The organism is Glycomyces salinus (genome assembly GCF_016428645.1).
Taxonomy (GTDB): Bacteria; Actinomycetota; Actinomycetes; order Mycobacteriales; family Micromonosporaceae; genus Glycomyces; species Glycomyces salinus.
On the sequence record NZ_JAELXW010000034.1, the window covers coordinates 23,846 to 45,151 of the forward strand.

Annotated in this window: 21 protein-coding genes; 14 read left to right on the forward strand and 7 right to left on the reverse strand. The window is 69.9% G+C overall.

The genetic code is table 11. From position 1 onward, the window contains the following. Window positions 1-114 precede the first annotated feature (114 nt). From JFB92_RS11445 to dapB, 3 genes are read left to right on the forward strand one after another with little or no spacing between them, the layout of a single operon-like run. Window positions 115-2,529 carry a polyribonucleotide nucleotidyltransferase gene (locus JFB92_RS11445; RefSeq protein ID WP_199038244.1) on the forward strand — a complete coding sequence of 805 codons (2,415 nt, stop codon included), beginning with the start codon at window positions 115-117 and terminating at the stop codon, window positions 2,527-2,529. Then, the gene (locus JFB92_RS11450; RefSeq protein ID WP_199038246.1) at window positions 2,530-3,828 is read left to right on the forward strand and encodes a M16 family metallopeptidase; all 1,299 of its coding nucleotides are present in this window, start codon (window positions 2,530-2,532) and stop codon (window positions 3,826-3,828) included. It begins immediately after the preceding gene. Beyond that, the gene (gene dapB / locus JFB92_RS11455) at window positions 3,825-4,559 is read left to right on the forward strand and encodes a 4-hydroxy-tetrahydrodipicolinate reductase (protein ID WP_199038248.1); all 735 of its coding nucleotides are present in this window, start codon (window positions 3,825-3,827) and stop codon (window positions 4,557-4,559) included. The genes JFB92_RS11450 and dapB overlap by 4 nt, the downstream gene beginning before the upstream one ends. A 7-nt stretch (window positions 4,560-4,566) precedes the next feature. On the opposite strand, the gene JFB92_RS11460 is transcribed toward dapB, so the two are convergent. Both JFB92_RS11460 and JFB92_RS11465 read right to left on the reverse strand, forming a co-directional pair. Further along, window positions 4,567-5,343 carry a hypothetical protein gene (locus JFB92_RS11460; RefSeq protein WP_199038250.1) on the reverse strand — a complete coding sequence of 259 codons (777 nt, stop codon included), beginning with the start codon at window positions 5,341-5,343 and terminating at the stop codon, window positions 4,567-4,569. A 93-nt stretch (window positions 5,344-5,436) separates the two neighbouring features. After that, window positions 5,437-6,117, reverse strand: coding sequence for an LppM family (lipo)protein (locus JFB92_RS11465; RefSeq protein WP_199038252.1), 681 nt, complete (start codon window positions 6,115-6,117; stop codon window positions 5,437-5,439). Window positions 6,118-6,213: 96 nt separating this feature from the next. Between JFB92_RS11465 and JFB92_RS26580 the strand changes: the two genes are divergently transcribed. Next, window positions 6,214-6,708, forward strand: a complete 495-nt coding sequence (locus tag JFB92_RS26580; protein ID WP_199038254.1) for a DUF2752 domain-containing protein — start codon at window positions 6,214-6,216, stop codon at window positions 6,706-6,708. Here JFB92_RS26580 and JFB92_RS11475 read toward each other — a convergent pair. Continuing rightward, complete coding sequence (locus JFB92_RS11475) at window positions 6,699-7,517, reverse strand: DUF4097 family beta strand repeat-containing protein (protein ID WP_199038256.1); 819 nt, start codon at window positions 7,515-7,517, stop codon at window positions 6,699-6,701. The genes JFB92_RS26580 and JFB92_RS11475 overlap by 10 nt on opposite strands. 12 nt (window positions 7,518-7,529) lie before the next feature. After that, window positions 7,530-8,021 (reverse strand): hypothetical protein, encoded by a 492-nt coding sequence (locus JFB92_RS11480; RefSeq protein WP_199038258.1) that lies wholly within the window; start codon window positions 8,019-8,021, stop codon window positions 7,530-7,532. A gap of 193 nt (window positions 8,022-8,214) precedes the next feature. On the opposite strand from JFB92_RS11480, the gene thyX reads away from it, so the two are divergent. The 5 genes from thyX to JFB92_RS11505 all read left to right on the forward strand — a co-directional run bounded on the left by thyX (window position 8,215) and on the right by JFB92_RS11505 (window position 12,379). Continuing rightward, entirely contained in the window at window positions 8,215-8,967 is a 753-nt protein-coding gene (thyX, locus tag JFB92_RS11485) for an FAD-dependent thymidylate synthase (protein ID WP_199038260.1), read from the forward strand. Window positions 8,968-9,083: 116 nt separating this feature from the next. Continuing rightward, a complete protein-coding gene (gene dapA / locus JFB92_RS11490; RefSeq protein ID WP_199038262.1) occupies window positions 9,084-9,980 on the forward strand; it encodes a 4-hydroxy-tetrahydrodipicolinate synthase in 897 nt (298 codons plus the stop codon). Continuing rightward, entirely contained in the window at window positions 9,977-11,668 is a 1,692-nt protein-coding gene (locus tag JFB92_RS11495; RefSeq protein ID WP_199038264.1) for a ribonuclease J, read from the forward strand. Before dapA ends, JFB92_RS11495 begins: the two co-directional genes overlap by 4 nt. A 70-nt stretch (window positions 11,669-11,738) precedes the next feature. Next, window positions 11,739-11,951 (forward strand): hypothetical protein, encoded by a 213-nt coding sequence (locus JFB92_RS11500; RefSeq protein WP_199038266.1) that lies wholly within the window; start codon window positions 11,739-11,741, stop codon window positions 11,949-11,951. Next, window positions 11,948-12,379 carry a PIN domain-containing protein gene (locus tag JFB92_RS11505; RefSeq protein ID WP_199038268.1) on the forward strand — a complete coding sequence of 144 codons (432 nt, stop codon included), beginning with the start codon at window positions 11,948-11,950 and terminating at the stop codon, window positions 12,377-12,379. Before JFB92_RS11500 ends, JFB92_RS11505 begins: the two co-directional genes overlap by 4 nt. Before the next feature lie 63 nt (window positions 12,380-12,442). Here JFB92_RS11505 and JFB92_RS11510 read toward each other — a convergent pair whose 3' ends face one another. After that, window positions 12,443-13,138 carry a hypothetical protein gene (locus JFB92_RS11510; RefSeq protein ID WP_199038270.1) on the reverse strand — a complete coding sequence of 232 codons (696 nt, stop codon included), beginning with the start codon at window positions 13,136-13,138 and terminating at the stop codon, window positions 12,443-12,445. A gap of 53 nt (window positions 13,139-13,191) precedes the next feature. Next, the gene (locus JFB92_RS11515) at window positions 13,192-13,893 is read right to left on the reverse strand and encodes an SDR family oxidoreductase (RefSeq protein WP_199038272.1); all 702 of its coding nucleotides are present in this window, start codon (window positions 13,891-13,893) and stop codon (window positions 13,192-13,194) included. Window positions 13,894-13,966: 73 nt separating this feature from the next. Between JFB92_RS11515 and JFB92_RS11520 the strand changes: the two genes are divergently transcribed. Beyond that, window positions 13,967-16,528 carry an FtsK/SpoIIIE family DNA translocase gene (locus tag JFB92_RS11520; protein WP_233162980.1) on the forward strand — a complete coding sequence of 854 codons (2,562 nt, stop codon included), beginning with the start codon at window positions 13,967-13,969 and terminating at the stop codon, window positions 16,526-16,528. Between the two features lie 8 nt (window positions 16,529-16,536). On the opposite strand, the gene JFB92_RS11525 is transcribed toward JFB92_RS11520, so the two are convergent. Further along, the gene (locus JFB92_RS11525) at window positions 16,537-17,634 is read right to left on the reverse strand and encodes a hypothetical protein (protein WP_199038274.1); all 1,098 of its coding nucleotides are present in this window, start codon (window positions 17,632-17,634) and stop codon (window positions 16,537-16,539) included. 93 nt (window positions 17,635-17,727) lie between these two features. Here JFB92_RS11525 and rimO point away from each other — a divergent pair, with 93 nt between their 5' ends. The 4 genes from rimO to JFB92_RS11545 all read left to right on the forward strand — a co-directional run bounded on the left by rimO (window position 17,728) and on the right by JFB92_RS11545 (window position 21,288). After that, window positions 17,728-19,233: a 30S ribosomal protein S12 methylthiotransferase RimO gene (rimO, locus tag JFB92_RS11530; RefSeq protein ID WP_199038276.1), complete on the forward strand. Its 1,506-nt coding sequence runs from the start codon at window positions 17,728-17,730 to the stop codon at window positions 19,231-19,233. Then, window positions 19,230-19,811 carry a CDP-diacylglycerol--glycerol-3-phosphate 3-phosphatidyltransferase gene (pgsA, locus tag JFB92_RS11535; protein WP_199038278.1) on the forward strand — a complete coding sequence of 194 codons (582 nt, stop codon included), beginning with the start codon at window positions 19,230-19,232 and terminating at the stop codon, window positions 19,809-19,811. Before rimO ends, pgsA begins: the two co-directional genes overlap by 4 nt. A gap of 56 nt (window positions 19,812-19,867) precedes the next feature. Further along, on the forward strand, window positions 19,868-20,299 hold the full coding sequence (locus tag JFB92_RS11540) for a helix-turn-helix domain-containing protein (protein ID WP_199038280.1): 432 nt from the start codon (window positions 19,868-19,870) through the stop codon (window positions 20,297-20,299). 116 nt (window positions 20,300-20,415) lie between these two features. Beyond that, window positions 20,416-21,288, forward strand: coding sequence for a PspA/IM30 family protein (locus JFB92_RS11545; RefSeq protein WP_199038282.1), 873 nt, complete (start codon window positions 20,416-20,418; stop codon window positions 21,286-21,288). Window positions 21,289-21,306: the final 18 nt, after the last annotated feature.

Consider the following 21,306-nt stretch of genomic DNA (forward strand, 5'->3'; position numbering starts at 1 on the left):
GGCATCCGGACCGCTCCGCGAATGCGACGGGGCGACAATCCGTGTGCTTCGATCGAAGACCGGCCCCTGCCGGCGCGCCGCGCTCCGAACTACAAATGAGGAGTAAGACGCTCAATGTCCGAGAACGAACGGACGCCCGAGGCATTCAACCTCGGAGAACACCACGCCAAGGCCGTCATCGACAACGGTGACTTCGGCAAGCGTGAGATCATCTTCAGCACCGGTCGCCTCGCCAAACTGGCGCAGGGTTCGGCCGTCGTCCAGATGGACGACACCGTGGTCCTGTCGACCACCGCCGCGTCGAAGTCCCCGAGGGACCACCTCGAGTTCTTCCCGCTGACGGTCGACATCGAGGAGCGGATGTACGCCGCCGGGCGCATCCCCGGCTCGTTCTTCCGCCGCGAGGGCCGCCCCTCCGAGAACGCGATCCTGACCTGCCGCCTGATCGACCGCGGCCTGCGCCCCTCCTTCGTGAGCGGCCTGCGCAACGAGGTCCAGGTCATCGGCACCATCCTCGCGGTCGACGAGAGCGACGAGTACGACGTGGTCGCCATGAACGGCGCCTCCATGTCCACCCAGCTCTCCGGCCTGCCCTTCTCCGGCCCGCTCGGCTCCACCCGCGCCGTCCTCATCGACGGCCAGTGGGTCTGCTTCCCGACTCTGGAGCAGATCGAGAAGGCCACCTTCGACATGATCGTGACCGGCCGCGTCCTCGAGTCCGGCGACGTCGCGATCATGATGGTCGAGGCCGAGGCCACCGAGAACACCGTCAGCCTCATCGACGGCGGGGCGACCAAGCCCACCGAGGAGGTCGTCGCCAGCGGCCTGGAGGCGGTCAAGCCGGTCATCGCCGAGCTCGTCCGCGCCCAGTCCGAGCTGGCCGCGGTCGCGGCCAAGCCGGCCGCCGAGTTCCCGCGCTTCCTCGACTACCAGGACGACGCCTACGCCGCCGTGGAGTCGGCGGTGGCCGACGAGCTCGAGCAGGCGCTCACCATCGCCGACAAGCAGGAGCGGGGCACCGAGCTCGACCGGGTCAAGACGGTCATGCTCGAGAAGGTCGGCGCCGACTTCGAGGGCCGCGAGGGCGAGCTTTCCGCGGCGCTGCGGTCGCTCACCAAGAAACTGGTCCGCAAGCGCGTCATCGCCGAGGGCGTCCGCATCGACGGCCGCAGCCCGGTCGACATCAGGCCGCTGGCCGCCGAGGCCGGCATCCTGCCGCGCGTCCACGGCTCGGCCCTCTTCGAGCGCGGCGAGACCCAGATCATGGGCGTGACCACGCTGAACATGCTGCGCATGGAGCAGGCCATCGACACCCTCTCGCCGGTGACGAAGAAGCGCTACATGCACAACTACAACTTCCCGCCGTACTCGACCGGTGAGACCGGCCGCGTCGGCTCCCCGAAGCGCCGCGAGATCGGCCACGGCGCGCTCGCCGAGCGCGCCCTGATCCCGGTCCTGCCCTCCCGCGAGGAGTTCCCCTACGCGATCCGGCAGGTCTCCGAGGCGCTCGGCTCGAACGGCTCGACCTCGATGGGCTCGGTCTGCGCGTCCACGATGAGCCTGATGAAGGCCGGCGTGCCGATCAAGGCCCCCGTCGCGGGCATCGCGATGGGCCTGATCAGCGAGGAGACCGACGGCGAGACCAAGTACGTCACGCTGACCGACATCCTCGGCGCCGAAGACGCCTACGGCGACATGGACTTCAAGGTCGCCGGCACCCGCGAGTTCGTGACGGCCCTCCAGCTCGACACCAAGCTCGACGGGCTGCCCTCGGACGTGCTGGCGCAGGCGCTCGGGCAGGCCAACGACGCCCGCCACGCGATCCTCGACGTCATGGCCGAGGCCATCGCCGAGGTCGGCGAGCTGTCCGGCACCGCGCCGCGGATCACCACGCTGAAGATCCCGGTCGACAAGATCGGCGCGATCATCGGCCCCAAGGGCCAGATGATCAACCAGATCACCGAGGACACCGGCGCCGACATCACCGTCGAGGACGACGGTACGATCTATGTGGCCGCCGAGAAGGGCGAGCAGGCCGAGGCCGCGGTCGAGACGATCAACGCCATCGCCAACCCGACCCTGCCGAACGTGGGCGACCGCTTCCTGGGGACCGTGGTCAAGACGACCGACTTCGGCGCGTTCATCTCGCTGGTGCCCGGCCGCGACGGCCTGCTGCACATCTCGAAGGTCGGCGACGGCAAGCGCGTCGACCGCGTCGAGGACGTGCTGGGCGTCGGCGACAAGCTCGAGGTCGAGATCGGCGACATCGACAACCGGGGCAAGATCTATCTCGACAAGGTCTACCCGGAGGGCGAGGAGCCCGAGGGCTACAAGAAGGGCCGTCCCGAGCGCAAGGAGAGCGACCGCGGACGCGGTGGCCCCCGCGGCGGGGACCGCGGTGACCGCGGCCCGCGCCGGGAGCGCCGTTCCGACGACGACCGGCCGCGCCGCTCCGACGACGAGCGGGGCGGCGGCGAGCGCCGTCGCCGCCGGACCCGCCGCACGGAATCCGGAGGCTCCGAGGAGTAGATGAGTCGCCCCCAGACTCGAACGCTCGTAGATGACCCGCTGGGCGGCACCGTCGAACAGACGGTGCTGCCCAGCGGGCTTCGTGTCCTGACCGAATCGGTCCCGGCCCTGCGCTCGGCCTCGGTCGGCGCCTGGGTCGGGGTCGGCTCGCGCGACGAGGCCCCCGAGATCGCCGGCGCCTCCCACTTCCTGGAGCACCTGCTGTTCAAGGGGACCGCCAAGCGCACCGCCGCCGAGATCTCGGAGTCCATCGAGGCGGTCGGCGGCGACGCGAACGCCTACACCGCCCGCGACCACACCTGCTTCTACGAGCGGGTCCTCGCCGAGGACCTGCCGCTGGCGGTCGACGTGCTCGGCGACTCGGTCTCGGCCTCGCTGCTGGACCCGGCCGACGTCGAGACCGAGCGCGACGTGATCCTCGAGGAGATCGCCGCGGCCGCCGACGAGCCGTCCGAAGTGGTCTACGAGCACTTCAACCGGACCCTGTTCGGCGACGGGGCGCTGGGCCGGGACATCGCCGGGTCGGCCGAGACGGTGCGCGCGATGACCGCCGACCAGATCCGCGGTTTCTACCGGCGCCATTACCTGCCGGAGAACCTGGTGGTGTGCGCGGCCGGCGGGATCGGGCACGCCGAGTTCGTCAAGCTCGTCCGGGAGGCGTTCGCGCCGCTGGAGGGCGGTCCGTCCGTCCCGCCGCAGCGCCCGGCCGACGGGGCGGTGCCCGAGCGGCCCGGGCGGCTGGCGGTGGTGCGCGACGACACCGAGCAGGCCCACCTGGTCGTCGGCTGCCGGACCTTCGAGCGCCGCGACGAGCGGATGTGGGCCCTGAGCATCCTCAGCAACGTGCTCGGCGGCGGCATGTCCTCGCGCCTGTTCCAGTCGATCCGCGAGGAGCGCGGCCTGGCGTACACGGTGTCCTCATCGGACTCTTATTTCGCCGACACCGGCTCGTTCAGCGTCTACGCCGGATGCCGTCCCGAGAAGGCCGCGCAGGTCCGCGAGCTGATCGTCGAGGAGCTGGAGCGGGTCGTCCGCTCCGGGGTCACGGTCGAGGAGCTGAGCCGCGGCAAGAAGATGTACGAGGTCGGGGTGCTGCTGGGCCTGGAGGACTCCCACACCCGCATGAACTGGCTGGGCCGGGAGCGGCTGCTGTACGGCGAGGTCACCAGCCTGGAGCGGGATCTGGCCCGCAACGAGGCGGTCACGGCCGACCAGGTGCGCGCCGTGGCGGCCGATATCCTGTCGCAGCCGATGACCACCGCGGCCGTGGGGCCGTTCGACCAGAAGGAATTCGCATGATCAAAGTGGGTGTGCTGGGGGCCGGGGGCCGGATGGGCCGGTCCGTGTGCGAGGCGGTCGACGCCGCCGACGACATGGAGCTGGTGGCCACGGTCGACCAGGACCAGTCCCTCGAAGGGCTCACCGACGCCCAGGTGGTCGTCGACTTCACCCTCCCGGGCGCGGTCATGGACAACCTCGCCTGGTGCGTCGACCGCGGCCTGCACACCGTCGTCGGCGTCTCCGGCTTCGACGCCGCCCGGCTCGACCGGGTCCGCGAGCTGCTCGGCGACGATCCCGAGGTCGGCTCGATCATCGCGCCGAACTTCTCGATCGGCGCGGTCCTGGAGATGCAGTTCGCCGCCAGGGCCGCCAAGTACTTCCCGTCGGCCGAGATCATCGAGACCCACCACCCGCGCAAGGTCGACGCGCCCTCGGGCACGGCCCTGCACACCGCCCGCCTGATCGCCGCGGCCCGCGAGGAGGCCGACCTGGGCCCGATGCCGGACGCCACCGCCGAGGACGCCACCGGCGCGCGCGGCGGCGAGGTCGACGGCGTCCACATCCACGCGATCCGCTCGGCCGGCTACGTCGCCAGCCAGGAGACCCGCTTCGGCGGCCCGGGGGAGCGGTTCGTCATCAGCCACGACTCGCTCGACCGGGTCTCGTTCATGCCCGGCGTCCTGCTGGCCGTCCGCGCGGTCCAGGACCGCCCGGGCCTGACCGTCGGCATCGACGACCTCCTGGACTGAGCCGAGCTCACTCCACCGGCGTCTCGGTGGCCTGTTCCTCTTCGTCGGCGGCTGGCGACTCCGAGGCGTCCTCGCCGCCGTCGGTGGCCCCCTCGGTCGGCTCCTCGGTGGTTGTCTCCTCCGTCGGGGCCTCTTCGGTGGGCTCGTCGGCCGAGGTCTCCTCGGTCGGCTCCTCGCCGGTGGCCTCTTCGTCCGGGGTCTCGGTCCCGCTCTCGTCGCCCGTGTTTTCGGGGCTCTGGCCGGTGTCGTCCTGGTCGTCGCTGATGTAGACGGTGCTGGGCGGCGGTTCCTTGAAGATGTACTGGGTCGGGTTGCCGGCGGTGATGGTGCCGAACAGGAACAGCGCGCCCATGGTCAGGGCGAAGACCGAGACGCTGGAGACGAGGATCGCCAGCAGGGTCCGCTTGCGCGAGTGCGCTCCGCCCGAGTCGGCCTCGGCCGCCCGGTCGGCCTCATCGGCCGGTTCGATCCGGACCGTCTCGGCCTCCAGGTCGACCGTGGCGCCGGTCTGGATCCGGGTCTCGGCGGCGCGGGAGAGGACCGTGATCTGCTGCTTGACCGTCTCACTGGTGCGCCGCATGGTCCGCAGGATCAGGACCGCGCCGATGGAGGTGCAGATGCTGAGGACGGCCGTGCCCAGGAGCGTGCCCCACATGTCGAGGACCTTCACCAGCAGCGCGCCGAGGGTCGTGGCGCCGCTCGCCGCCAGCACCTGGCCGAGGCTCAAATCGAGCTCGGGGTCTTTCTTATTGTGTCCCTTGGAATTCGAGCGGTGCTGGGTCACCAGCCCTCCCCTTGCGGCGTTATCGAACCGTGATTGGAAACCGGCTCCCCAGCATACGGTTCGTATCGCCGCCGACCACGGATTGTGCCGGAGCTAACGGGAGTACCGGCGCATCCGGCTCCACTGCCACAGCCACAGCAGCGCCAGCACGACCGCCAGCGCCGCGATCCCCGCGCCGGCGAAGGCCCAGCCGTCGTACTCCCGGGCCTCGGCGTGGAGCCGGTAGTCCTCCCCGGGGCTCATCCGCCACGTCACCGTGCGGCCCTCCAGCTCCCCGTTGTGGTCGGTCACCCGGGCCGGGAAGTTCACGCGCATCAGGATCTCGGCCTCCTCGATGCGCTCGGGGAACACCAGCCCCGCGTCGTCGTACCGCAGGTCCCAGCGGCCCTGGAGCACGTAGCGGCGGTCCTCGTAGGTCAGCCGCATGAAACCCCAGTCCTGGTCGCCGAATTCGGCGAACTCGCTCAGGGGCCGGCCGGTGAAGGTCGCGGTCCTGCCGACGTAGCCGTCCTCGCGGTACGCCTCGCGCTGCCCGCCGGGCACGCCGTCCATCAGCGCGTCGAGGAAGGCGTCCAGTTCGGCGCGGCTCACCGCGTCCTCGCCGGTGGCGACCTCGTCGAGGAAGTCCTGGCTCCAGGCGGCGGTGAACGACCCGCCCACCGTCTCGTCGGGACGGATCTCCAGTTCGAGGTCCATCCGCATGCAACCGGTGGCGGCGATCAGGAGGAAGAGGGCGCCGCAGGCGGCGGCCAGGCGCTTCGCGAGACCGAACATGCCCAGAGCCTAAGCCCGAGGCGGGCGCGAACCGGCGCTTTCGGCCGGAAACGGCCTGGACCGCTCCCGCGGGCCCGGCCGGGTTAGGCTGAGTTGGTGTGCGCAGTAGAGGAAGCGACGCCCGAGGCGGGCGCACTGGCCCGCCGTCGGGGCTGGGCCTCGCGCCTGGCCGCGGGCCTGCTGGCCCGTCAGTGGCTGGCCCCGGTGGCGCTGCTGAGCTGCTTCGCGCTGGCGGCCGGGGGAGTGGCGGCGACGAATCCGACCGACGACACCGGCCCGACCACGTGCCTGTTCAAGATGACCACGGGCTTCGACTGCCCGGGGTGCGGCGGCACGAGGGCCTTCTTCTATCTGCTGAACGGGAACCTGCCGGAGGCGGCGCGCCACCACCTGATGGCGGTGTTCGCCGCGCCGTTCCTGGTGTGGATGTACCTGGCCTGGGCCCTGCCGAGAGTGGCGCCGAGAGTGAGGTGGCGGCTGCCCGGCCTCCGACTCACCCCCGGCGTCCTGTCCGGCTTCCTCATCGCCTGGGCCGCCTTCTGGGTGGTCCGCAACCTCCCATGGGAACCGTTCACGCTGCTTTACGTGTAAGCCAGCGCCTTGTGCAGGTAGATGTCGCCCGAGAGCGAGCGGGCGCGGATCTCGAGGCTGGTGGCGTCCTCCGACGGGGCCGGCGAGGTGTCGCCGGGGGCCAGCTCCGAGGTGACCGTCCCGGCCTTGGCGTCCAGGTCCATCCACACGTCGGTGCCCGCGACCACGCCGAGGCTGATGCGGCCCGAGACGGTCGAGACCCGGCAGCTGCCGGACCTGAGCGCGCCCATCTCGATCCCGCCGGAGACGGTGTTGACCCGCACCGATCCGTCGGCCCGCTCGACGCCGATGGCGCCGGAGACGGTCTTGGCCGAGAACTCCCCTCCTACGTGCTCGGCCTTGACCTCGCCGGAGGCGGTGTTGGCCCGCAGCTCGTCGGTGCACTCGATGACGCTGACCGCGCCCGAGACGGTGTTGGCGCGGACGGTGCTCGCATGCTCGACGGTGACCGAGCCGGCCACGGTCTTGGTGGCGACCGGGCCGAGCTTGCCGTGGAAGCTGACCGGGGCCGCGGCCGAGTTGACCGAGACCTCCGAGCCCAGCGGCACCTTGACCGAGACGTGGACGCCCAGGTTCCGCCTGAAGAACCAGTTCGACTGCTTCTCCGGGGCCACGACGCGCAGGTGCCCGCTCTCGAAGTCGACGCGGGCCAGGTCGGCCGCGTCGCCATCGCCCTCGGAGCGCTGCGCGGGCTTGATCTCGACCAGGATCAGGTCGGAGTCGTGTGCGGTGACGGTGGCCGAGCCGTCGAACAGCGTGATCGAGGCGGTGATCGGGCCGTCGTGGGTGAATTCGGTGTACTCGTTCATCGGTGTGTCCCCTCAGGCCCGGGCGTAGCCGGTGATGCGCTGGCTGTATTTCGCGCCGCTGGTCTGGCCGCTGGTGCGCGAGGCGTGCACGGCGGTGTTGATGGCCCGCACCAGCCAGGCGTTGACCGAGGCGCCGTCGGAGGTGGCGGCCTTCTCGACGTCCTCCTTCAGCGTCTCGGGCAGGCGCAGGGTGATGCGAGCGACGTCGTCGTCGGTCGGCGGGGCCGGCGGCGGAACGGTCTCGGTGGCCTCGACGTCGGTGACGCGCAGGTCCACTTCCTTGCCGCGCACGCGCAGGTCCACCGAGGCCGAGGAGCCGGCCTGGTCCAGTCCGGCGGTGATCTCGGCGGCGGCCTCGGAGAGGGCCTCCATGAGCGCGAGCCTGGCTCCGGCGTCGAGCGCCTCTGACAGCAGTTCAGCGGTCCGCGCGGCGTCCTCGCCGGCCGGTGCGGCGGCGGCGGTGAGGCTCCGGCGGAGCGATTCGATATACGGCGTCAAGTCCATGACACCATAGTGACATCAAAACTGATGTCTGTCAACCGGCGTTATGGAACCGCCGCCGGTAATACCACCGCAAAAACCGTAAAACACCCCGGCTCGCGGGGTCGGGCGCGGTAGAGCCCACACCCCGCGTCCGAGTACCCTGGCGAGAGCTATAACTACCAGTGACCGCACCGCACACGAGGGGGACCCGGGCATGCCCGAAATCGTACCGATGGACGTCCGACTCATCGCTTGGACGCACTTCGAGCCCCCCGCCGACGTTCCCTGGGACACCGACGCCGAAGGCGGCCAGGCCCTCGCCGAATTCGCCGGCCGCGCCTGCTACCAGTCCTGGAAGAAGCCCAATCCCAAGACCGCCACCAACGCCGGCTACCTCGACCACATCCTCCAGGTCGGCCACCTCTCGGTCCTCGAGCACGGCAGCGTCTCCTTCTACCTCTGCGGCATCTCCCGATCGCTGACCCACGAACTCATCAGGCACCGCCACTTCTCCTACTCCCAGCTGAGCCAGCGCTACGTCCCCGAGCGCGACGCGAAGATGGTCGAGCCCGAGGTCATCTCCTCCGACCCCGAACTCCACGAGCGCTTCCTGGCCGCGGCCGAGGCCTCCCAGACGGCCTACAACGACCTCCTCGAAGGACTCCAGAAGAAGTTCGCCGACGTCGCCAACCCCACCCTGCGCCGAAAGCAGGCGCGCCAGGCGGCGCGATCAGTCCTGCCCAACGCCACCGAGACCCGCATCGTCGTCACCGGCAACTACCGCGCCTGGCGCCACTTCATCGCCATGCGCGCCTCCGAGCACGCCGATGTCGAGATCCGCGCGTTGGCCGTCGAATGCCTGCGGCAGCTCAAAGAGAAGGCCGCGAACGTCTTCGCCGACTTCGAGATCGCCGTCCTCGACGACGGCACCGAGGTCGCCCACAGCCCCTACGTCACCGAGGGCTAGCGGCACGAAGACCCGTGAAAGCCGCCACCACTGGCGGCGAGACTTGAGACAGTGAATCAGAATGTAGCGGCCGGGCACCCGTCACCGGCCGCCCAGATCAGCATTGGTGAAAGCACATGCGCAACGTGACGCGCCCTTTCGGGCGCACCCTGGCGGCGATGATCACGCCCTTCACGCCCTCGGGCGAACTCGACGTCCAGGGAGCCGCCGAGCTCGCCCGGTACCTCGTCGACGAGCAGGGACTCGACGGCCTGGTCCTCAACGGCACCACAGGTGAGTCGCCGACCACCACCGACGCCGAGAAGACGCAGTTGATCGAGGCCGTCGCCGAAGCGGTCGGCGACCGCGCCCACATCATCGCCGGCGCCTCCACATACGACACCCGCCACTCGGTCCACCTGGCCCAGGACGCCGAGAAGGCCGGGGCCCAGGGCCTGCTGCTGGTCACCCCCTACTACTCGCGGCCGCCCCAGGAAGGCATCGAGGCCCACTTCACCTCGATCGCCGACGCGACCGACCTGCCCTGCATGCTCTACGACATCCCGCCGCGCTCGTGCGTGCCGATCACCGACGCCTCTTACCAGCGCCTGGCCGAGCACCCGCGGATCATCGCCGTCAAGGACGCCACCGCCGACCTCTCCTCGGCACAGCGGGTCCGTGTCTTCACCGGCCTGAGCTTCTACTGCGGGGTCGACGCGCTGAACCTGGCCGCGTACGCCACCGGCCAGATCGGTGTCGTCTCGGTCATCGCCCACCTGGTCGGCAAGCACATCAACGCCATGTTCGACGCCTACGACGACGGCGACGTCGAACGCGCCATGGCCATCAACGACGCCGTCCTGCCGGCCCTGCGCGCCCTCCAGGGCCCGGCCCAGGGCGTCATCGCCGTCAAGGCCGCGCTCGCCCAGAAGGGCCTGCCCGGCGGCGAGCCGCGCCTGCCGCTGACGCCCGCGGACACCGTCATCAACGACTTCATCGCCGAGAACCTGGCGATTGTGGGGGAGGCCCGATGAGTCTGACCAGACCCGGCGACCTAGGCGAGCCCGGACCGCTTCCGAACGGCGGCCTGCGCGTCACCCCGCTCGGCGGCCTGGGGGCCATCGGCCGCAACATGACGCTGTTCGAATACGAGGGGCGCCTGCTGATCGTCGACTGCGGCGTGCTCTTCCCCGACGTCGAGCAGCCCGGCGTCGACCTGATCCTGCCCGACTTCACGCCCATCCTCGACCGCCTCGACGACATCGAGGCCATCGTCATCACCCACGGGCACGAGGACCACATCGGCGGCATCCCGTTCCTGCTCGAGCACAAGAACGACATCCCGCTGGTCGGCTCCAAGTTCTCGGTCGCGCTGGTCGAGGCCAAACTGCGCGAGCGGCGCATCAAGCCGGTCAGCAGGATCGTCGCCGAGGGCGATTCGGTCGAACTGGGGCCGTTCGGGCTCGAGTTCCTGGCGGTCAACCACTCCATCCCGGACGCGCTGGCCGTGGCCGTCCGGACCGGCGCCGGACTGGTCCTGCACACCGGCGACTTCAAGATGGACCAGCTGCCGCTGGACGGGCGCATCACCGACCTGGCCGGATTCGCGCGCATGGGCGACCAGGGCGTCGACCTGCTCCTGTCCGACTCGACCAACGCCGAGGTGCCCGGCTTCGTCACCTCCGAGCGCGAGATCGGCGGGGTGCTGGAGAACCTGTTCGAGGACGTCCGCGGCCGCATCATCGTCGCGAGCTTCGCCAGCCACGTCCACCGCGTCCAGCAGGTCCTCGACGCCGCGGCCATGCACGGCCGCAAGGTCGCCTTCGTGGGCCGCTCGATGGTGCGCAACATGGCCATCGCCCGCGACCTGAGCCTGCTCCAGATCCCCGAGGGGCTGCTGGTGAGCATGGACGAGGCCGTGCGGCTGCCCAACGACGAGATCGTCTATATGTCGACCGGCTCCCAGGGCGAGCCGATGAGCGCGCTGGGCCGCATGGCCTCGGGCGACCACCGGCACATCACCGTCGAGCCCGACGACACGATCATCCTGGCCTCCTCGCTGGTGCCCGGCAACGAGACCGCCGTCTACGGCGTGATCAACCGGCTGGCGCGCACCGGCGCGACGGTCATCCACAAGGACGTGGCGAAGGTCCACGTCTCCGGCCACGCCCCGGCCGGGGAGCTGCTGTACGTGCTCAACTGCGTCAAGCCGTCCAACATGATCCCGGTGCACGGCGAGGCGCGGCACCTCCAGGCGCACGCGCGGCTGGCGATCGAGTCGGGCGTCCCGGCCGACCAGGTGATCGTGGTCGAGAACGGCGACGTGGTCGACCTGGTCGACGGCCGGGCCTCGCTGATCGGGCACGTCCCGAACAACCTGATCTACGTCGACGGGCTGTCGGTCGGCGACGTCGGCGAGCCGGTCCTGAACGAGCGCCGGATGCTCGGCGACGGCGGCTTCATCGCCGCGACGGTCGTCATCGACTCCGAGAACGGCAAGGTCGTTGGCGGCCCGACCGTCTCGGCCCGCGGCTTCTCGGAGGACCCGAAGGCGTTCGAGGGCGTCCTGCCGCTGATCGACGAGGCGATGGAACGGGCCGCCGCCGACGGCGTCACCGAGGCCCACCAGCTCCAGCAGATCCTGCGCCGGACGGTGGGCAAGTGGGTCAACGACACCTACCGCCGCCGCCCGATGATCGTCCCCCACGTGCTGGAAGTGTGAGAGCTCACCAGCTTTCGGGGCTCCTGCGCGGGCGTGGCGCAGCCACGCCCGCGCAGGTATACTTTACGGTATGACCATGACGACGATCAAAGTACCGAAAGTGCTGAGAGACCGCCTGCATCAGATGGCCTCTCAAGACGGGCTCACGCTCGCCCAGGAGATCGAGCGCCTCATGGAACGAGCCGTCCCGCGACCGAAGCCCTCCATGGGAATCGCCAGGAGCGACAAGCCGCTGACCGCCGAAGAGATCGACGCTGAACTCGCCGCGGGACTCGGTGAATGAGGGCCACCATCGTCGACACGAGCGCGATCCTGGCGCTGTTCGACAGCGGCTATGAAGAGCACGGTTCGCTGGCTCGAGCAGTGAACGAAGACGACCGGCCACTCATCGTCTCCCCGTTCGTGGTGAACGAGGCGGACTACATGCTCCAGCGAAAATACGGAAACGACATCGCGATGCGGCTGCATTCCGATGTCGTCCACGGAGCCTTCGAGCTCGCGCAATGGAGCTCCATCGAGCACGCTTCGGCGCTCGAGATCATGCGATCATTTCTGGACGATGACTACATCGGCATCGCCGATGCTTCGAATGTCGTTCTGGCGGACCGATATCGGACCACGGACATTATGACGCTCGATCAGCGGCGTTTCCGGAAGCTGCAACCGATCTGGGGAGCCGACTATTTCACGCTCATCCCGTACGACGCCTGACGGTGTTCGGATCGGACCTGACTCCGGCCCGGCCGAAAGCGGCCGGGCCGGGCGTGCCGTTCTCTATCCGGGGGTGACGGTCACCGTCGGGGCCGGGCCCTGGCCCGGTCCGGGGGCCGGGTGTTGCGGGGGCGGGCTCTGGTAGGCCGCCCGGTTCATCTTGACGTGCATGAAGAACGTGCTGGCCGCCAGCAGCGCGACCGCGAAGATCATCAGGTATATGCCGCTCTCGGCGGTCACCTCGGTGTCGCTGATGCCTTCGTCGATGCTGTCGTACTGGGACAGCATCTCCCGGACCGCGCTGACCGGGTGGTAGGCGAAGGCCGCGGCGAACGTCGCGACGCCCACCGCGGTCATGCGGGCCGGCCAGCGCAGCGCCTGGCTCCCGGCGGCGCTCAGACCCACCGCCGCCAGCAGCACCACGACCAGCACCACCGTCTCGGCTCCGAGCGCGGCTCCGTTGTTGTCCAGGGAGGTAAGGCTGTAGAAGGTGTACGAGTCGGTCTCGTCGGATTGGATCGAGATGCGAGGGATCAGCACCGACACGCACATCAGGATCAGCCCGATCAGGGCCATCGCCAGTCCCAGCGGCGACGGGCCCTCCCAGGCGCGGCGCGGCGGAGCCATCGGCGGCGGCACGGGCGGCATCTGCCCGGTCGGGATGGGGCCGGTGAACTGCTGTCCGGCCGGCGGCGGGGCCATGTCTGGCTGCTGTGAGGGCTGATACTGCTGGGGCTGGGAGGGCTCTGGGGCTGGCATTGAAGTCACCGTCCAGATCTTACTGGCCCCCGGCCAGGGGCGCGACGCTCGATTCAGGACCGCGGACGGATCGGCAGCGGGTTCGGCGGTTCGACGCGCAGCTCGTTGATCACCATGTCCGACGGGGCGTCCAGCACGCTCGCGATGGTCGCGGCGATCGAGTCCGGGCTGGTGGCGCGCCGCGGGTCGTAGTCGGAGTCGTGTCTCTCGCGCACGTGGCGCTGCATGTCGGTGTCGAAGTGCGAGGGGAAGACGGACGTCACCCGAACCCCGGCGGCCTTCTCCTCGGCGCGCAGCGAGTCGGCCAGTGCCCGCAGCCCGTGCTTGCTCGCCGCGTACGAGCTCCACTTGGGCCCGGCGACCAGCCCGGCCCCGGAGTTGACGAACACCACGTGGCCGCGCGCGTTCCGCAGCGCCGGGAGCAGCAGCCGCGTCAGCTCGGCCGGGGCGACCAGGTTCACCGTCAGCGAGTCCTGCCACCGCTCGAGCTCGGTCCCGCCGACCGTGGCGATGTGGGCGATCCCGGCATTGTGGACCAGGGCGTCCAGCAGATCGATCCCGGCCGCCTCGGCCGCCGCCGCGAGGCTCTCGGGCCGGGAGAGGTCGGCGATGAGTGCCTTCGCGTACGGGAGGCCCTTCAGGGCGTCCTCGTCGCGGGCGTGGGCGATCACCCTGTCGCCGCGCGCGGAGAGCAGCTCTGCCAGGGTTCGCCCGAGGCCGCGTCCCGCGCCGGTCACCAGAATCGTTCTCGACATGCGCTAGAGCCTAGCTCGACCGATCGGCATCGGTGCCGGTGTCGATGCACGCGGCAGCGGTAACGTATGGGGAATGATGGCGAAGACTTCCGGGAAGGCGCGCAAGGCGGCGGCCAAGCGGTCCTCGTCGGCCAAGCGGAAGCCCACCGCTAAGAAGTCGGCGAAGAGAGCGGTCAAGAAGACGGCCAAGCGGGCGCCAGCTCAGCGAGGCAAGAGCACGACGGCCAAGGCCGCCGCGAAGAAGCGCCGTGCCGACGCCATCCCGGGCCCGATCGAGGCCGGCGGGATGGCGCTGCGCGGTCTGTGGGTCGGCACCGCCCGCGCGACCGGATGGGTGGCCCGCTCGGTCGGCAAGGAGGCCGCCACCGCCCGCGGGATCGACCCGGCCCACCGCCGCGACGGCCTGGGGCTGCTCTTGATCGCGGCGGCCATCGTGCTGGCGATGGCCGTGTGGTTCGACGTGGCCGGTCCCATCGGCGAGCATCTCGCCTTCGGTCTGGACTGGGGCCTCGGCCTGGCCACCCGCGTGCTGCCGGTGCTGCTGGTCCTGTGGGGACTGCGCGTGATGCGCCACAAGCCGCCCGAGGAGGCCCACGGCCGCTCCCTGGTCGGCTGGACGGCGATCTGGCTCGCCAGCCTCGGTCTGCTGCACATCATCTCCGGCCTGCCGGTCGATCTGGACGACCGCATGGCCGGGGGCGGCCAGATCGGTTGGATCATCGGCGGCGGCCTGGCCCTGGGCGTTTCGGCCTACGCGGCCTTCCCGCTGCTGGTCCTGCTGCTGCTGTTCGGCGTGCTGGTCGCCACCGCCACTCCGGTCAACCAGATCCCGGCCCGGCTCGTCCGGCTCTGGGAACTGGCCACCGGCAAGGTCGAATCCTACGAGGACACCGAGGACGCCGAAGGGGAGCGGCCGATGACGCGCCGCCAGAGCCGGGCGGCCAAGAAACTCCAGGAAGAGGAGGCCCGCAACGTCCACCGCGCCACCACGGTCCTGCCGCGGCTGGCGCCCGAGGAGGTCCCCGAGCTCAACGCCGAGCCCGCCGCGGACCGGGAGACCACCGCGATCCCCGAGCCGGTCAGGGAGCCGCCCAAGCACACCCCGCCACCGAAGAAGGTCGAGCAGCCGACCCTCTCCGAAGGCTCGGCCGCCATGGACGGCGACTACGTGCGCCCGCCGCTGAAACTGCTCCCGAGCGGCCCGGCCGCCAAGAAGCGCTCGAAGGCCAACGAGACGGTCATCGCCGCCCTCCAGGAGGTCTTCGAGCAGTTCAACGTGGACGCCGCGGTCACCGGGTTCACCCGCGGCCCGACCGTCACCCGCTACGAGATCGAGCTGGGACCGGCCGTCAAGGTCGAGCGGATCATCCAGCTGTCCAAGAACATCGCCTACGCGGTCAAGAGCCCCGACATCCGCATCATCAACCCGATCCCGGGCAAGAGCGCGGTCGGCGTCGAGATCCCCAACACCGATCGCGAGGACGTGGCCCTGGGCGACGTGCTGCGCAGCGACCTGGCCGCCTCCGACGACCACCCGATGATCGTGGGTCTGGGCAAGGACGTCGAGGGCGGCTACATCCTCACCAATCTGACGAAGACTCCTCACATGCTGATCGCCGGCGCCACCGGCTCGGGCAAATCCAGCTGCATCAACACCCTCCTGGGGTCGCTGCTGATGCGCTCGACCCCCGAGCAGGTCCGGCTCCTCCTGATCGACCCCAAGCGGGTCGAGCTGACCCAGTACGAGGGCATCCCGCACCTGGTCCACCCGATCGTGACCAACCCGAAGAAGGCCTCGGACGCGCTCCAGTGGGTGGTCAAGGAGATGGACATGCGGTACGAGGACCTCGCCAAGGCCGGGGTCCGCAACATCGACGACTTCAACCGCAAGGTCCGCTCCGGCGAGCTCAAGGCCGAGCCGGACGCCGAGCGCGAGCTGCGGCCCCACCCGTACCTGCTGGTGATCGTCGACGAGCTGGCCGACCTGATGATGGTCGCCGCCCGCGACGTCGAGGAGTCGGTCGTGCGCATCACCCAGCTGGCCCGGGCCGCCGGGATCCACCTGGTGCTGGCGACGCAGCGGCCCTCGGTCGACGTGGTGACCGGGCTGATCAAGGCCAACGTGCCCTCGCGGCTGGCGTTCTCGACCTCGTCGCTGGCCGATTCGCGGGTCATCCTCGACCAGCCGGGGGCCGAGAAGCTGGTCGGGCGCGGCGACGGCCTGTTCCTGCCGATGGGCGCCTCCAAGCCCGAGCGCATCCAGGGGGCCTGGGTCGGCGACGACGAGATCGAGAAGATCGTCGCGCACGCCAAGGACCAGATGGAGCCGCACTACATCGAGGAGGTCACCGCGCCCCCGGGGGAGAAGCGGGACATCGACCCCGACATCGGCGACGACCTGGAGGTGCTGTGCCAGGCGGTCGAGCAGGTCGTGACCACCCAGTTCGGCTCTACCTCGATGCTCCAGCGCAAGCTCCGGGTCGGCTTCGCCAAGGCCGGGCGCCTGATGGACCTGATGGAGACGCGCGGCGTCGTCGGGCCGTCCGAGGGCACCAAGGCCCGCGACGTGCTGGTCAAGCCCGAGGAGCTCGACGGCGTGATCGCCTCCATTCGCGGCGAGCCGGCCGGCCCCTAGGACGGCCTCTAAGTGAAGTCGACCGAGATGTCGTGGTTCTCGTCGCCGCTGATGTTCATGTCGACGCCGTGCTCGGTCCACTCGATCACACCGTCCGGATGGAACGAGAGGTCGAACTCCAGGGCATCGGCCGGGACGTCGTATACCAGGGTGAAGTAGCGGCCGATGTCGCCGCCCTCCCACTCCTCGTCGGTGTGGTCGACGCTGGAGGGGGCCAGCTCGCCGTCGGGGCCCTCGACCTTGAGGACCTCTTCGGCGTCGATGTCCCAGATCAGGTCCAGTTCGGCCGATTCGCGCCACCACACGAACTCGATGGTCAGCCGGGCCCGGTCGTTCTCGGCCAGCCAGCCCTCGGTCTCGTTGTAGACCGACCGGTCGACCACGAACGAGGTCGAGTAGCCCCACCGGTCGAGGCTGTACTCGTAGCCGCCTTCGGACTTGGAGGCGCTGACCTCGTTCTCCACCCAGTCGGTGGTGATGGTCTGCCGCGAGCCGTGGTAGAGCGCTTCGATCAGTCCCTCGCGGGTGCGTTCACGCAGGTCGATCGATTGGACGCGCTCGGAGTCGTCGACGGTCAGCGAGATCGGGGCGTCCTTCTCGACGACGGTGAAGTAGGCCGCGCCGGGGGCCGGGGCCTCGCCGTCGAAGCTCCATTCGCGTTCGCCGACGCTCAGCGTGGCCGTCAGCTCGGTGTCGCCGTCCACCTGGAGCGGGGCCTCCACCTCCGGTTCGGGCGCGAACTGGATGAGCGCGAACTCGTACCCGGCCGGGGGCGGGTACAGCGCCTCGTCGTCGCCGAACAGGAGCCGGGTCTGGTAGCCGTCGGGGAACTCCTCGAAGGTCGCGACGCAGTCGACCTGCAGCGCGAAGTGCGGCCCGATGAGGGTGCCCTCCTCGGCGGGGAGGCGGTAATCGTCTCCGTCGGGGCACACCGATTCGGTCGCCTCGGTGTTGTCGAAACTGTATCCGGCGCTGGTGTTGAGGGTCCCGGACGGGACGTCGCCGCAGGCCGAGACGGCGAGCGCTCCGGCGGCGGCGAGGGCGAGCAGGGGGGCGCGTCTGCGGCCGGCATGGGCCTGGGCACTGGCGTTGCCGATGGGGGACATAGGACCAGCCTATGGCATGGCCGCAAGGCTGGGGCCGCATCGTACAGGAGGACGAGCTTCGCCGCGCATATCGCCACGCGGAGGGGTGTAAAAATGTGGCCCCGGCCGCCGCGCGGCGACGGACGGGGCGCCGGTGGGTACGCTTTTGTGGTGTCAACAGCTCAACCGCCCGCAAAGACCGTAGCGGTCCTCACACTCGGCTGCGCCCGGAACGAGACCGACTCCGAGGAGCTGGCCGCGCGGCTGGCGGCCGGCGGGTGGAGCGTGACCGGCGACGGCGAGAACGCCGACGTGGTCATGGTCAACACCTGCGGCTTCATCGAGCAGGCCAAGGCCGAGTCCATTGACGTGCTCCTCGACGCCTCCCAGACCGGCGCGAAGGTCGTGGCCACCGGCTGCATGGCCGAGCGCTACGGCACCGAGCTGGCCGAGAGCCTGCCCGAGGCCGACGCCGTGCTCGGCTTCGACCACTACCCGGACATGGCCGCCCGCCTCGACGACATCCTGGCCGGGAAGCACCTGGACTCGCACCGGCCCGGCGACCGCCGCAAACTCCTGCCGCTGTCCCCGGTCGACCGGCAGGCCGCGGCCACGGTCGTTCCCGGCCACACTCGGGCGGAGCAGGCCGAGGCCGCCGCCGACTTCGCCGGGGCCCCCGCCCACCTGTCGGTGGTGCGCAAGCGCCTGTCGACCGGCCCGGTCGCGAACCTGAAGATCGCCTCCGGGTGCGACCGCCGTTGCTCGTTCTGCGCCATCCCGTCCTTCCGGGGCTCGTTCGTCTCCCGCACCCCCGAGGAGATCGTCGCCGAGGCCGCGTGGCTGGCCGGGGACGGGGTCAAGGAGCTCAACCTGGTCTCGGAGAACACCACCTCCTACGGCAAGGACCTGTCGGACCCGGACGCGCTCGAGCGCGTCCTTGAGGGCCTGGCCGGGATCGACGGCATCGAGTGGATCCGCCTGTCCTACCTCCAGCCGGCCGAGCTGCGGCCGGGCCTGATCGAGGCCATGTCCCGCATCGACAAGGTCGTGCCCTACTTCGACCTGTCCTTCCAGCACGCCTCGGCGAAGGTGCTGCGCCGCATGCGCCGGTTCGGGTCGACCGAGAACTTCCTGGCCCTGCTCGAGCAGATCCGCTCCCGCGCTCCCGAGGCCGGTGCCCGCACCAACGTCATCGTCGGCTTCCCGGGCGAGACCGAGGACGACTTCGAGGAGCTGATCCGGTTCCTGTCCGAGGCCCGGCTCGACGCCACCGGCGTGTTCGCCTACTCCGACGAGGACGGCACCGAGGCGGTCGGCCTCGACGGCCACCTCGACCAGGACGTGGTCGACGAGCGGGTCACACGCGTGTCGATGCTGGTCGACGAGCTGGTCAGCCAGCGGGCCGCCGACCGGGTGGGCCAGACCGTGACCGTCCTGGTCGAATCGGTGGCGGATGACGGCGTGGACGGGCGCGCGGCCCACCAGGCCCCGGAGGTCGACGGCTCGGTCGCGCTGGTCGGCGAGGTCGACCACCTGCGCGTCGGCGACTTCGTGACCGCGAAGGTGGTCGACTCGAACGGGGTCGACCTGGTAGCCGAGGTCCTGGAGGAGCCCCGGTGAGGTCCGAGTCCCGGCCGGTGTCGCCGTGGAACATCGCCAATGTGGTGACCGTGGCCCGGATCTTCCTGGTCCCGGTCTTCGCGGTGTTCGTGGTCCTCTCCGGCATGGAGGACTCGGCGTGGCGGATGCTGGCCGCGGCACTGTTCGTGTTCATTTCGGCGACCGACTTCGTCGACGGCTGGCTGGCGCGCTCGCGGGGCCTGGTCACCGAGTTCGGCAAGCTCGCCGACCCGATCGCCGACAAGGCGCTGATCGGGACCGCGTTGGTCCTGCTGAGCTTCTACGACGCCCTCCTGTGGTGGGTGACGGCGCTGATCCTGTTGCGCGAGTTGGGGATCACCGCGCTGCGCGTGGCCGTGCTCAAGCACGCGGTCATCGCGGCCGGGCGCGGCGGCAAGCTCAAGACGGTGCTGCAGATCGCGGCCGTGGCCTGGTACCTGTGGCCGTGGCCCGAGCCGCTGGACGCGGTGGGTCCGTGGCTGATGGGGGCTGCGCTGCTCCTCACTGTCGGAACGGGAATCGATTACCTCTGGAAAGCCTTTAAATTGAGGAGGGGTGACGCGGGCCGGACGCGCTAGGCTTGCAGAACCCACTTAGGCTCGATGAGAGCGAACGCGGCGTGGAGGAGAGTTCGATGGTCTTGTTGCGGGAACTGCTGGGGGAGACCCTGCGACGACGCCGCCGCGCCCAGAAGCGCACGCTGCGGGATGTGTCCAAGCAGGCCAACGTGAGTCTGGGATACCTTTCGGAGATCGAGCGGGGGCACAAGGAGCCGTCGAGCGAGCTGCTGGCGAGCGTCTGCGGGGCGCTGCGAGTGCGGCTGTCCGAGGTTCTGGCCGAGGTCTCGCTGGAGGTCGCCGCGCATGAGCGGGGCGCCGACGGGCCGAGCCGTCAGGTCGCGGTCCTGCCGCTGCCGCGGGATGCCGAGTCCGGCAAGGACACCCCCGATGAGCAGGCCCGACGTCGTCGCCCCGTGCCGCCCGGCGCGCCCGCTTCCATCGCGCAGGTCCGGTCTCGGCATCGTTGTGGCGAGGTGACCGATTCGGTCCTCCGCACGGCTGCCTGAGGGCGACCGATGATGTAGTTTTGGCTCATGAACCGGTCACCCTGGCGCGCATTCGTGGCGGGGATGTCCGACACTATAGGGAAGTCGGCGTTTACATCACCGGAAGGACCCCGATAATGGCCAATCCGTTCGTCAAGGGCTGGAAGTACATGATGGCGCTGTTCGGTGCCAAGATCGACGAGCACGCCGACCCCAAGATCCAGATCCAACAGGCGATCGAGGAAGCGCAGAAGCAGCACCAGGTGCTGGTGGGGCAGGCGGCCTCGGTCATTGGGAATCAGCGTCAGCTCGAGATGAAGCTCAACCGGTCCATGGCCGAAGTGGAGCGTCTCCAGGCGCAGGCGCGGCAGGCATTGGTGTTGGCGGACAAGGCGCGTGCCGAGGGCGACGAGGCGAAGGCCCAGCAGTTCGAGCAGACGGCCGAGGTCCTGGCCAGCCAGCTGGTCTCCACCGAGCAGTCCCTCGAGGACATGAAGACCATGCACGACCAGGCGCTCAATGCCGCCGACCAGGCCAAGAAGGCCGTGGAGAACAACCAGATGATGCTCCAGCAGAAGCTGCAGGAGCGCACGAAGCTGCTCGGCCAGTTGGAGCAGGCCAAGATGCAGGAGACCATCGCCTCGTCCCTGGAGTCGATGTCGCAGACGGCCGCGCCCGACAACGTGCCGAACTTCGGGGAGATCCGCGACAAGATCGAGGGCCGCTACGCCAACGCGATGGGCCGCGCCGACCTGGCCAGCAACTCCGTCGAGGGGCGCCTGCTGGAGGTCAACCGGGCCAGCCGCGACATGGCCGGGGCCTCCCGCCTGGATCAGATCCGGTCCTCCCTGGAGGGCGACAAGCTCTCCGGTTCCTCCGGCCAGTCCTCCTCGACCGCCACTCCGGCGGTGGAGTCGTCCAAGGAGACGGTCACCGACGCCCGCCTGGCCGACATCCGCGCCAGCATGGAAGAGGGCGGCACGGCCGAGGCCGACTCGACCAAGGGCTGACCCCGGAAGGAAACCCCA